10 protein-coding genes are annotated in these 13381 nt (G+C 48.7%); 7 read left to right on the forward strand and 3 right to left on the reverse strand.

Going from position 1 to position 13381, the window contains the following annotated elements; translation table 11 throughout:
• Positions 1 to 109: 109 nt before the first annotated feature.
• The 7 genes from Q4A89_RS07265 to Q4A89_RS07295 all read left to right on the forward strand — a co-directional run bounded on the left by Q4A89_RS07265 (position 110) and on the right by Q4A89_RS07295 (position 10345).
• The gene (locus Q4A89_RS07265) at positions 110 to 2422 is read left to right on the forward strand and encodes a TonB-dependent receptor (protein WP_303184603.1); all 2313 of its coding nucleotides are present in this window, start codon (positions 110 to 112) and stop codon (positions 2420 to 2422) included.
• Between the two features lie 16 nt (positions 2423 to 2438).
• A complete protein-coding gene (locus Q4A89_RS07270; protein ID WP_303184605.1) occupies positions 2439 to 2747 on the forward strand; it encodes a DUF4491 family protein in 309 nt (102 codons plus the stop codon).
• A gap of 632 nt (positions 2748 to 3379) precedes the next feature.
• Positions 3380 to 6334, forward strand: coding sequence for a SusC/RagA family TonB-linked outer membrane protein (locus Q4A89_RS07275; RefSeq protein WP_303184606.1), 2955 nt, complete (start codon positions 3380 to 3382; stop codon positions 6332 to 6334).
• 20 nt (positions 6335 to 6354) lie between these two features.
• Entirely contained in the window at positions 6355 to 8043 is a 1689-nt protein-coding gene (locus Q4A89_RS07280) for a RagB/SusD family nutrient uptake outer membrane protein (protein ID WP_303184607.1), read from the forward strand.
• A gap of 168 nt (positions 8044 to 8211) precedes the next feature.
• Positions 8212 to 8541 (forward strand): cupin domain-containing protein, encoded by a 330-nt coding sequence (locus Q4A89_RS07285; RefSeq protein WP_303184629.1) that lies wholly within the window; start codon positions 8212 to 8214, stop codon positions 8539 to 8541.
• A 57-nt stretch (positions 8542 to 8598) separates the two neighbouring features.
• A complete protein-coding gene (locus Q4A89_RS07290) occupies positions 8599 to 9834 on the forward strand; it encodes a DUF438 domain-containing protein (protein ID WP_303184609.1) in 1236 nt (411 codons plus the stop codon).
• A complete protein-coding gene (locus Q4A89_RS07295) occupies positions 9821 to 10345 on the forward strand; it encodes a DUF1858 domain-containing protein (protein WP_303184610.1) in 525 nt (174 codons plus the stop codon). The genes Q4A89_RS07290 and Q4A89_RS07295 overlap by 14 nt, the downstream gene beginning before the upstream one ends.
• A gap of 198 nt (positions 10346 to 10543) precedes the next feature.
• Here the strand turns inward: Q4A89_RS07295 and Q4A89_RS07300 are convergent, their stop codons facing one another.
• Genes Q4A89_RS07300 through Q4A89_RS07310 form a run of 3 tightly spaced genes read right to left on the reverse strand, consistent with a single transcriptional unit; the run spans position 10544 to position 13235 of the window.
• Positions 10544 to 10804, reverse strand: coding sequence for a thioredoxin family protein (locus Q4A89_RS07300; RefSeq protein ID WP_303184611.1), 261 nt, complete (start codon positions 10802 to 10804; stop codon positions 10544 to 10546).
• 49 nt (positions 10805 to 10853) lie between these two features.
• Positions 10854 to 11744 carry a hydroxypyruvate isomerase family protein gene (locus Q4A89_RS07305; RefSeq protein ID WP_303184613.1) on the reverse strand — a complete coding sequence of 297 codons (891 nt, stop codon included), beginning with the start codon at positions 11742 to 11744 and terminating at the stop codon, positions 10854 to 10856.
• Positions 11745 to 11795: 51 nt separating this feature from the next.
• Positions 11796 to 13235: a transglutaminase family protein gene (locus Q4A89_RS07310; RefSeq protein WP_303184614.1), complete on the reverse strand. Its 1440-nt coding sequence runs from the start codon at positions 13233 to 13235 to the stop codon at positions 11796 to 11798.
• Positions 13236 to 13381: the final 146 nt, after the last annotated feature.

Consider the following 13381-nt stretch of genomic DNA (forward strand, 5'->3'; position numbering starts at 1 on the left):
CAAATAAATATTTCAACAAATAAACAACTTAACATTATAAAATCACTACATGTAGTGATTGCCTTGACAAAGGTTTTTCTATTCCTTTGCAACTCAAAAAAGTTGAAGGATGAAGAAATTTTATTGGCTAATGGGGCTTTTGTGCATGGGTATGTCGGCGGAATCAGTATGGGCGGAAAAAGAAAGGGTTCAGCCCGATACGCTGAAAACGTATAATATTGATGAAGTGGTCATCACTTCGTCGACGAAGGAAACGAACGATCTGCGTACGTTACCGGGCGCTGTTTCCATTCTTACCCCCCTACAGATAAAAGGTCGTCAAATGCAATCGTTGAAAGACCTGCGTTCGTTTGTTCCGAATCTGTATATATCGGACTATGGAGCCAAACTGACATCAGCCATTTATATTCGAGGGGTCGGAGCACGAAGCAGCGGTCAAACGGTGGGTTTATATGTCGATCATGCCCCCTATCCGGACAAGAGCATGTTCGATTTCGAACTACCGGATATCCAGCGTATCGAAGTATTGAGAGGGCCGCAAGGAACCCTCTACGGTCGTAATGCCATGGGAGGGATTATCAATATACATACGCTTTCTCCCCTCCATTATCAGGGGACGAAGCTCTCGCTCTCGTATGGGAATTACGGAGAACTTCGTGTTAAGGGCTCTCACTATATGAAACCGGGAGATTCGTTCGGATTGTCGATAGGAGCATATTACAGCCGCAAAGATGGCTTTTTCGAGAATGTGTACACCGGAAAAAAAGCAGACAACGAGCAAACAGCCGGCGGACACCTGAAACTGCATTGGCAACTCAATCCTCATCTGAAGGCGCTCTATTCTCTATCGGGCGAATATACCGATCAAGGAGCATTTCCTTACGGACTATACGACGAAACGACAGGCAAAGTAGCGGCAGTCAACATCAATGATCCTTCATCGTATCGCCGGACAATGCTCAACCAAAATCTTTCGCTGACGTACGAAACGGAAAAAATTCTCCTTTCTTCCACGACCGGCTATCAGTATTTCGACGACGATATGAAGATGGATCAGGACTTTTCGCCGGCCTCGATCTTCGTATTGAACCAGTTGCAGAAGCAGCATGCCGTCAGCCAGGAACTCTCTCTCAAAAGCCGAACCGGAAAGAATTATCAATGGTCGGTCGGAGCCTACGGATTTTATACCGACATGCGTACGGAAGCACCGGTCAAATATAAAGAAGAAGGCATCAAAAGAAACCTGCAACCTGTTTTTGACCGCCTCAAAGCAATTACTCCGAAGATGCCCTCGCTCGTTATCACGGACAAAGCAATCGATATGCCCAGCACATTCGACATGCCTTCGTACGGCGCCGCTCTTTACCACCAATCGACCTACAAAAATCTGTTCATCAAAGGACTTTCCTTGACGGCGGGAGTTCGACTCGATTACGAGAAACAAGACCTGCGTTACAAGGCCAAGGGTAAAATGCACCTGACGATGCATCTGCCGCCCAGAATCCCCGAACCGAAAGATATCAGCAGCCTTTATCCCGCCTCAGTGATCGACGAATCCGTATCGTCGGACTTGTGGCAGGTATTGCCGAAGGTATCGGTTAAATACGAATGCTCTCCCCGGACAGTGACTTACTTCTCGGCCTCGAAAGGATACAAGACGGGCGGATACAATGTACAGATGTCGGCCGACATCATGCAAGCCCGGATGCAGTCCGATATGATGAACGTATTTCGGGCTTTTACGCCATCGATCCCCCAAATCGATCCTATGCCCGTTAAGGATGTGATTGCATACCGACCGGAAACGAGCTGGAATTACGAATTGGGAGTAAAAAGCGAACTGATACGCAATCACCTTCATGCCGAACTCACCTTCTTTTATATGGATATTGAAGATTTGCAGATTACAAAGTTTGTGGACAGCGGACACGGACGTATCCTGAGTAATGCGGGGAAGGCTCAAAGCTATGGTACGGAGGTGTCGTTACGAGGCATTCTAACGAACAATCTCACAGCCGATCTGAATTACGGCTACACGCACGCCACCTTCCGCAACTATCACGACGGACGTACGGATTTTGCCGGCCGCTATATTCCATACACTCCGCGTCATACACTCGGTATCGGGCTGCAATACGCCAAACAACTTAAACATGGCTGGATTGACCAATACTTCGCAGCGGCACAATGTAACGGCGCGGGAGATATTTACTGGACAGAACACAACGACCTTTCACAGAAGTTTTATGCGACGGTACATGCACAAGCCGGTGTGCGAAAAGGCATCGTTTCGTTCGATGTATGGGTAAGGAATCTGACCGGTACAGACTATTCCGCATTCTATTTCAAATCTTTCGGCAAGTCGTTCATGCAAAAAGGCAGACCCATGCAGTTCGGAGCCAAACTTAACATAACATTTTAAACTTCAAAAAATCATCATGGAATTTCTTACTACATACAACCTTTGGGGGTTAACAACAGGTATTTCAACGTTTCTTATCATCGGCCTTTTTCATCCGATCGTTATCAAGGCGGAATATTATTTCGGCACGGGTTGCTGGTGGGTGTTTTTAGTCGCCGGACTCGCGCTGACGGGAGTATCGGTTATGCTCGACCATATTTTCTTATCGACTTTGGCGGGAGTCGTCGCTTTTTCGTGTTTCTGGTCTATTATCGAGATTTTCGAACAAGCCCAACGTGTCGAAAAAGGCTGGTTCCCTGCCAATCCGAAACGGAAGAAGAAGTAAGACTTTGTTTATAAAAAAAGAAAAGCACGAACCGCCAAGTCACCGAGCAAAGGTTCGTGCTTTTTATGCGAATTGTTCTCAAAACCACTTTGACAACAGCTCGTTGTCAAAACTATGTTTTATAATATAAAAAAATTCTTCAAAATATCCTTGTTCTGTTTTATTTTTGTGTCGGTATAATACAGGAACAGTTTTTCACATCTTGTATGGACCATGATAAATACAAAAAGAAGGTTATTCGAATGGTTAAATCATGCCAGACAGATAAGACATGCAAACATACCCCCTTAGCGATGTTATATAATATTAACACGAGGGAGGGGGGGGGCATTTTAACACTATATAACTCCAAACCTTCTTCTCTACTTTTAGTTTCCTTTAATTATTTTCCTCTACGGAGAGATCACAAGCTGCGGATCCATTCGATATTGAGCTTTTACTCCTCGATTACGAATTTATTCGCTTGTTTATTTCCGGCCGCTTGTGTGATTGGCTTCCGCCATCGTACACCTTCGGCCAATCATCGCCTATATCTTCCACAACCGGCAAATAACAAGTATACAAAAACAAAGCATAAAAAACATATATTTTGAGAATAATAAGTTGTTTAACAAGTCTAAAAAAATGAACGAATGAGAAAGCGAAAATCATTACAACTGATGAAGTGGGCGATGTTTATTTGGTTATGGGCATTTCCCGCGAGTGTGTTTGCACAGCAAATTACCGTACGCGGTAATGTGAAAGATGCGAAAGGAGAGCCGTTAATCGGCGTTTCGGTTCAAGTATCGGGTACCTCGATGGGTACAATTACGGACGTGGATGGAAACTTTATATTGAGCAATGTATCATCGGACGGCAAGTTGCATGTCTCATACGTTGGTATGCAATCCGAAACTATACCGGTAAACAACCGAACGATGATTGAAATCGTTATGAAGGAAGACATTGCATCGCTACATGAAGTCGTCGTCGTAGGCTACGGTACGCAGGAGCGCCGTAACCTGACTTCGGCCGTAACGACCGTGACGAGTAAAGACTTCCTGCAAGGCGCAGCCAATAACCCGCTACAGATGATCGACGGGAAAATACCGGGAGTAACCATCTCGAATTATGCGATCTCCGACCCGAACCGCAATCCGATGGATAACTTTCAGGTACGAGGTTCTACGTCGTTTAAAGGTGGAAGTGCTCCGCTGGTAGTTGTAGACGGTATGCCCGGCGCCGATTTACGCCAGATTGCAAACCAGGATATCGAATCCATTACCGTTCTGAAAGACGGTTCGGCCGCAGCGATCTACGGATCACGCGCAGCAAACGGTGTATTGCTGATTACGACTAAGAAAGGGAAAGCGGGCAAAGCATCTATTTCGTACGATACTTATATCGAACATGATAGAGTATACCGGAAGCCTGATGTGCTGTCGGCCGAAGAGTTTTTGCAACATAAACGAGACGAAGACCGTGGCGCTCGTACCAATTGGTATGACGAGCTGATCCGTAAAAACAATTTCGGACACACCCATCACATTTCACTGAGCGGAGGGGGCGAAAATGCAATCTACCGCATCTCGGCCGATTACAAAGACAAGAACGCGATCGACATTGCATCGGCCAGACGGGAGTATGGCGTGCGCGCCAACTTTAATCATACGACACTCGAAGGGTTACTGAATATTGTCGGTAACCTGTCGTATCGAACAACCAAAGAGGATTACACGGACTACAATGCTTTTTCACAAGCCGTCAAACTCAATCCGACCATTCCGGTAATGGACCCTGCAGATCCGAGTAAATATACCTTTTTGAAAGGATTTGACACATGGAACCCTGTCGACAGGCTGAAAAACCGTGATAACTTCGGCAAGAACGATTACAGTACGATCGATTTCACAGCTCGCCTGAATTTGCTCTCGAACTTAAATACCGAGTTGAAGGTAGCGCGTCAGGGACGTTTCCTGAAACGTTACGAATGGTATCCTTCTACCCATCAGGAGTCGATTTCGAACAGTCGCAAAGGACGCGCACGCCTCGAGTCCGAACGTTGGGAAGACTACACGCTCGAATGGATCACGAACTATTATACAACGGTTCAGGATGTGCATAACATCAAGTTAATGGGCGGCTATTCGTACCAGGAATTCAACTGGGAAAAATATGGTGCCGAAAATATGGATTTCCCATCGGATGCATTGAAGTATAATAATCTCGGGACCGGACAATGGAACACGAAAGAAGGACGACTCGGAATGTGGTCGGAAAAAGAAAAAGAGAAGAATATCGCTTTTTTGGGACGTTTGAATTACGATTATAAAGATGTCCTTTTGTTGATGGCTTCGCTACGTTACGAGGGAAACAGCAAGTTCGGGAAAGATCATAAATGGGGATTGTTCCCGGCACTTTCGGCGGCATGGCGTTTAAGCAGTCTCCCTGTTTTTCAGCAGATGGAGATCGTGGATGATCTGAAACTGCGTCTGTCGTACGGTGAAACGGGGCGTTCGGGCTTCCCGCGCTACCGCTCGCTTTCTCTGTATAGCGGATTCGGCAAGTATCTGGATCGGAACGGACAATGGATTCAGGTTTGGGGACCGGGGAATAATTCGAATGCGAACCTGCATTGGGAGAAACAGATCTCGTATAACCTCGGTGTAGATTATGCTCTGCTCGGACAACGTCTGTCGGGTAGCCTTGATTTCTTCCTGCGCAAAGGCAATGACCTGATCTATGAATATGATGTATCCGTACCGCCTTATCTTCATGATAAAATGTACACGAACGTGATATCTACAAGTACTCGCGGCGTAGAGTTAATGCTTAACTACAACGCGATTCAGACAAAGACATTCAGTTATGCAACAAACCTGAACGTGTCGTGGGCTAAAACACAAATCGATTCATGGTCGAACGACGAGTTCAAAGGGGAAGACCGCGACGTGTATGATCTGCCTTCGCCCGGTAACCCCGGACGTGCACAGATTCTCGGAGAAGGAATGGAAATCGGTACGTTCAGAGGTGGCCGGTATGCCGGCGTAAATGAAAAGGGTGAAATCATGATTTGGAAAGAAGGCGTTGTTGGCGGAGAGAAGAAACTCGCTTCGCAGAAAAACGATAAAGATCGGGTACCGCTCGGACATGGAATGCCTCGATGGGAAGTATCATGGGGACATACCGTTACATATAAGAACTTCGACTTGTCTCTCTTCTTCCGTGGAAAATTCGATTATAAAGTCCTCAATCTATATCAGATGTATTACGGTCTGACGGCTCAGCCCAAAGTGAATCTGATCCGCGATGCCTATACGCGCAATGCCGAAATCAAGGGAGAAAAGCAGATTGTCGATTATTTCCTTGAAAACGGCGACTACTTTAAACTCGATAACATTACATTAGGATATACGCCGAAAGTCGATTGTAAATACATTTCGAACTTGCGTATTTATGCCACGGCGCGCAACGTATTTACCTTGACGAAATATTCCGGTATCGATCCGGCAGGGGTAAATATCGTCGGGCTGGAGCCGGGTATCGGGAATCTGGATGTGTATCCTTCTACGACGAACCTTTCGTTCGGTATTCAAATTTCATACTAATCTCATAAAACAGAATTATCATGTTGAAAAAATATATAAGTAAAGGATTAATGATCGCAGGTGTGGGATTGGCTGCCCTGGCATGTACGAATCTGGAAGAAGAGATATTTTCGAACATTGCTTCCGAAAATTATTATCAGGATAAAAATTCGATTGAGGCTGCTCTTGTCCGTCCCTTCGAACACGGACACTGGTGCGGCTGGGACGGCGCCCGCTGGATTTTGCAGGAGCTGACGGCCGATCAGTTTGTATGGACACAGAAAGGGAAGCACGGCTACGACGGAGGCCAGTGGATACGTGCTCACGGACATACGTGGACAGAAGAAGAAGGAATTATCAACGGCGGATGGGTAGGGCCCTATCAAGGTATCGGACAGTGTACGAATTATATTGCCGACTTCACGGGGCTTGACTTTGTCAAATATGGTCTGACCGATGCCGACAAGCAAAATTACATCGCGCAGTTACGCACGTTACGGTGCTGGTTCTATCTCTTTCTGATTGACTATTTCCGCTCCGTTCCGATCCCCATGGATACGAAGACGAAAGTAGGACAATCGTCACCGCAAGAAGTGTTTGCCTACATTGAAAAAGAACTGAAGGAAAGTATTCCCGCACTGCCGAAAGAAACGACGGCAGGACGTTTCGGGCAAGCAGGAGGGGCGGCCTTGCTGGCACGGTTATATCTGAATGCCGAAGTTTGGATCGGTCAGAACCGCTATGCCGATGCGCGCAAGGTAGCGCAAGACATTATTGACGGTACGTACGGAGCGTGCAAGCTCGACGACGATTATCGTGGACCTTTCTCCGATGGACTGAGCGGTAGACGTTCGCCGGAAAATCTGTGGGTGTTTCCGCATAAGAAAAACGTCTATGAGTTTGGATTCATGTATAATGCAATGATGCACTATCAGGCACGTTACTCGCTGGGTAACACATGGGGAGGCTGGAATGGTATTCACCTGACGCCTTCGCGCGATCTGGAAGGCAAACTGTATGCCTACAAGTTAGGCAAGCCCTACGAAAAATTCAGTGATGACGACCTGCGCAAACAGCCATTCCGCACGAATGCCGACGGCACCTACGACGGGTTCTTCCTGATCGGCCAACAGTATGCCTTCGATTCCCAAAAAGGGTATGGCTTCACCGAGGAGAAAGTAAACGGTACTGAAGAATACAATGGGAAGCCGTTGAATTATGTGGACCAAGTAGGCCGTTTTTCGGAAGGCGCCGAAGGAGTCTCGAAAGGCTCGCATGTCAATACGGGTGAGGAAAATTCGGGAGTACGCCTGATAAAATTCCCGTGGTTACCGGAAAGCAAGAATTTATTCCAGAACAATTGGGTGGCCGAAATTCGGCTGGCAGAGATGTACTATATTGTAGCCGAGTGCATGTTCCGTGAGAACGATAAAGCGGGGGCAGCGAAAATGCTCGACGCCGTGCGCAAGCGTAACTTCCCGGCCGACAAATGGGCTGCCAACAGCTACGAAAGCAACCTCTCCAAACTGACAGAAGATGAATTTGTAGACGAACTAGGACGCGAATTTCTGGGCGAACGCCACCGTCGTACGGATCTGATCCGCTGGAAACGTTACGGTAACGAATGGTGGGATAAACCGGCTGACACGCGTGACAACACGATCTTCCCGATCCCCAAGAATCAGTTGACCTCGAATGAACTGCTCAAGCAGACGACTCCGGGATTCTGATGCAAAACCAAAAACAGATGCCTACCTTTTCAGAGGGGCATCTGTTTTTTTTATCGTTTTTTAAACCGAATTTCTCGAAATATCCGCCCAACTGTCACATAGGTTACATTTTCAGGGTAAAGGACGGGCTATCTTTGCTGCCGTAAACGAATCATAAAAATGAATACAATGACAACTTTCGACAAAGCGACCGTAATAGCGCTCGAGGCTTCGGTCGATTACACGCAAGGCGGCGTGATCAGTAAACAGGTGACAAAGAACCGGGCGGGAAACATCACGATTTTCTCGTTCGATAAAGGACAGGGATTAAGCGAGCATACGGCACCCTTCGACGCGTTCGTGCAGGTGCTCGACGGGGAAGCAGAGATACACATCGACGGTGCGCCGCACGTGTTGAAAAAAGGCGACTGCATCATCATGCCGGCCCATCGCCCGCATGCGCTGAAGGCCATTGAACGCTTCAAGATGTTATTAACAATGATCCGAGGTGAGGAATAAATATTTCTCTTCCGCTGACAGAAGTACAAACCCGTTTAAATATCCGAGAAAAAAATCATGAGTGAATTCATCAATAACGCGTCGCAACGCAAAGAGATGTTGCGGCATTTGCTCCTCCGGCTACACGAAGGAGACAACCCCGAAATATTGCGCAACCGTCTGGTGGACGTACTGAAATCGATTCCGTATAACGAAGTCGTGGAAGTAGAACAGGAGCTGATTGAAAGCAGCGCATTGAGCGAAGATGAAATTCTCGCGTTTTGCGACCTGCATACAGCCGTACTCGACGGAAGCATCGACCAGCGCGGCGCCAAGCCGGTCCCCGCGGGACATCCCGTCGATACGTTCAAGCGTGAGAATCGTGCCATCCGCGAACAGCTCGACCGGTACGAGGCGCTGAAGAACGAAGCCGGACAACTGACCGACGCGCAGGCGGCCGACCATGCCTTGAAATTGCGCGCCGTCTTCAACAGTCTGGCCGACATCGACAAGCATTACAAACGAAAAGAATACCTCGTGTTTCCATATCTGGAAAAGCATCAAATCACGGGACCTCCCAAGGTGATGTGGGGCAAACACGACGAGATACGCGCCTTGCTCAAAGGCGCCTTCGAAGCGCTGGCCGGTCCTTTCCAAAGCGCCGCGGAACTAAATTCGACCGTACAACTTGTGCTCGATCCGGCCATCGAGATGATTTCCGGCATGATCATGAAAGAAGAAGAAATTCTCTTACCCATGACGATGGATACGTTTACCGATGAAGAATGGTATAAGATTTATCAGGAAACGCCCGAATTCGGATACTGCCTGTTCGACCCTGCCGAGGAGTGGAAACCCGACGGCGTACAGATCGAGAAGCAGGAATACGTCACGGCCGATGCCATCCGCCTCTCGTCCGGCCTGTTCAGCATCGAAGAGTTGGAAGCGCTCTTCATCCATCTGCCGATCGACATTACGTTCGTCGACAAGGATGATAAAGTCGGTTTCTTCTCGCACAGCCCCAACCGGGTATTCGAGCGTAACCGTTCCATCATCGGACGCGACGTGCGCATGTGTCATCCGCCCGGAAGCGTACACATCGTCGAACAGATTCTGACCGATTTCAAGAGCGGCAAAGAGAACAAGGCCGTCTTCTGGCTCTCGAATTTCATGGGACGCTTCATCTACATCGAATACACCGCCGTGCGCAACAAGAACGGCGACTATCTGGGTGTGGTGGAAGTAACGCAGGATATTACGCAACTTCGTCGGCTCGAAGGCGATCAACGGCTCTTGTCTTATGCGCAAAAATAAACCGCCGATTACGCCGGACACAAAGGTGGGCGAGCTGCTGACGCATTATCCCGAACTGGAGGAGCTGCTCCTTCAGTTCTCTCCCGCTTTCGCCGCGCTGAAGAATCCCGTCCTGCGCCGCACGGTCGCTCAAGTCACTTCGCTCCGGCAGGCGGCCAAAGTAGGGAATGTGAGTATCGTAGAGATGATCGATACGCTGCGGCGGGCGGCGGGACAACCGGCTTTGGGTGAAAGTTCGCTGATCGGAAGCGAAAGTGCCCGCGCACCGTTGACCGGAAAAGCGCCCGCGGCGATCGCTTTTACCCTCGATGTACGCCCCGTACTCGAAAAAGGCAAACACCCGAAAGAACTCGTACTGAACGAAGCCGACCGCTTGCAGGCCGGCAAATGGATGGAACTGCTGACCCCTTTCCCGCCTGTTCCGCTGATCGAGTTGCTCGAAAAGAAAGGCTTCACCGTCACCATGGCCGAACCGGAAGACGGGGTCGTACGGACGTTTATCTGTCGGTGAAAAAAGAAAGTTCCCTGTCATCATCTCGCAAAAATCGCAACGCAACGTTTTGTAATCAATCGGCGCAACGGAACATCTCCGAGCAACGCTCTGGAATCTCCCGTCGCGCCGAGAAAGCTTAGCGCAATGCTTGGGAATCTCCCGTCGTAGCGGGAGAGCTTATCGCGGCGCGTTAGCTTCTCCGGAGGATCCAAGTTGCTATGCCTCCAATGCTTTTTCTAAAATCGCCTTCACCTCATCGGGAAAAATACCGCCTTCGTGCACCTTCTTTCCGTCGATATAAAAAGTCGGGACGTAGTAATAATCGTACTTGTCGGCAATTTCGGGATGTACGGATTCTTCGATCCGGTTGATTTCAATGTCTTTGTATCGGTCTTGCTTTTGAAGTTCGCTGATGGCCGCATCCGCTTTTTTGCAGAACGGACAGTTGGCCAGATAAAATAAAGTAATCGGTTTCATTCGTACGGATAGTTTAATGGGTTATGAATAAATACAATCGTGCTGTTTCTTACACATCGCAAATGCGGATACATTTTTCGAGCGAAGCGATTTTGTCGGGTTGTTTAGGCACGAATTCCTGCCCGACAAAACCTTTATACCCGATCTCCAACAGTGCCCGCATAATGGCCGGATAGTAAAGCTCCTGCGTTTCGTCGATTTCGGCACGTCCCGGATTACCTCCCGTATGAAAATGGGAGATATATTCGTGATACTTGCGGATGTTGTCGATGATGTTGCCTTCCATAATCTGCATGTGATAAATATCGTAAAGCAGCTTGAAATTGGGCGACCCGACACGCCGGCACAGTTCCACGCCCCAAACCGTATGGTCGCACAGATAATCTTTGTGGCCTACGCTGTTAAGCAACTCCATCGACACGGTTACGCCGTGTTTTTCGGCGGTCGGCATGATACGCCGGAGGCCTTTGGCGCAGTTTTCCCATCCTTGCAAATCGGTCGCGCCGTTGCGCCGTCCGGAGAAACAAATCAGGTTTTTCAGCCCCGCGTCGGCCACCATGGGGATTACTTTCTCGTAGCTCGCCACAAGTTCGTCGTGCAACGACGGATCGTTAAATCCTCGGTCGATTCCCAATCCGGCTCCCTGCGCCATGGCTACGGTCAGACCGTGACGCTGAACGACCGGCCAGTCCTTCGGGTCTAACAGTTCGATCGACTCGATGCCGAGGTCTTTACATATCACGCAAAACTCGTCGAGCGGATAATCACCGAAGCACCATTTACTTACGGAGTGACGGATATTTCCTTTGAGGGATTCTTTTTTGGCCGCTGTCCGGTCTTTCCGCTTTGTCTGCGCCATCGTTTCCACACCGCCGGTCGCAAGCGCCGCGCTGCCGGCCAATACCGTCTTGATGGCTGTTCTTCTGTTGATTCTATTCATGGTTCCTGTTGTTTTTTAATTCTACATGATGACAAAGATACGTTTTTTTAGTTACCGATACGTGATTTCCATATCATAATCCCATCGGTCGAAATAAAGATTTCCGTGGCGGGATTCCACTTCGCCTCGTTGAAAATCGACTGTTTCGCTTCGCGGAAACTCTTTCGGAGGATAGAACGCGCCCGAATAATCCGAATTGACATACAACCGGTACGAGTCGATGCCACTCATGAAAAAGAATCGCCCGGGAGCAATCGCTACAGGCCCGCCGCGTCCGAACGACACATCGACCGGTATCCATCCCGTACCTTCGAAATAGACTTCGGCCCAGTCGTGCAGATTCACTTCTCCCGGATGCGTCATCCATCCGCTCTGCCAGCGAGCCGGAATCCCTTTATAACGCAACATGGTGATCAGCAGCAAGGCCACCTGCCCGCAATCGCCCTTACGATTCTTGAGCACATACGCGGGTATGTCGGCAATCGTCGAATATTCCAGCGCGCTTGCCCACGGATAATGAGCCGTGATATAGGCGTAAACGGCCTGTAACATCTCGACCGGCGTACGCGCGTCGCGTGTGATGCTGTCGGTTAATCGTCGGAGATGCTCCGAAAAACGGATATGCGGAATTCGTTCGGCCGTGTAGGTCGTGAACAGTTCATCTCTTTCGTTATAGGGCTTCACCACGATTTCCGACAAGTCGAACCATTCGCCCCGCGACGTCACTTCGGCCTCGAAACCAAAGACGGCCGGTTGGTCTTTCTGCGCGCGTTGTTCCATATACAGACTTGTATGAACCGTACGGTCGTCCGACAAGGTATATGCCTCCTGCGTCGTCGACAACAGTGTTACGTCTGTCTGCCGTTCGACGTCCTTTCGGGGAAACGGAAGCCATACTTTCAGCGTTTCACCGTCGCGCACCGCGTTCGGTTCGACCGTGAGCGTGTAATGCAGACGGATGGTTTTCTTCGGAAGCAGGTATTTGCCTTTCGTACCGGTTGCCGTTTTATGCGTGAAAGCATCGATCAGGAGCGAATCGCGAGGTGTATCCGACCGGGGCGCGGCCTTCTTCGAGAGGGCTCGTGCCGCGGCATCTACCCGGAAAATATTGGGGGCCGCGTTGCGGAAATAACGCTTCTCTCCGTCAATCGTCCGATATTCCAACACGTTCGACTGTTCCCATGCCTCCAAAAGCGAGTCGGAAGGCATGAATCCGCCATTCGTTTCGATCCAATCAATCACTTCGGCCTTTGTCTTGCGGAAGTCCAGCTCTACTCGGTGTAACGAATCACGGGTAAACGAGTAAGCCTTTCTCTCTTCTTCGGTTAGCTGCTCGTTCCGCATGATACGATCGATCAGTTCTCTTGCGACGGTATGATTCCCCAGCTCAATCTGCGCATAAATCTGTTCTCTTGTGTTTTTTTGCTGCAAATTACACGAAAAGAGTAACGTCGGAAACGCAATAGCAAGAAGGAAAATGTTTTTTTTCATTTTATCTGTTATTTAATGTTTAATCATGTTATTCGAAAGTTTGAAGGAAGACTTCTCAAAAAACTCACGGCAACAAAAGTACACGAAAATCTTTCGGATTCGTAAATCGAAAGCTAAAAAATATTTCACCGCTTAACTACAAAAAA

The organism is Tannerella sp., assembly GCF_030528505.1.
Lineage (GTDB): Bacteria > Bacteroidota > Bacteroidia > Bacteroidales > Tannerellaceae > Tannerella.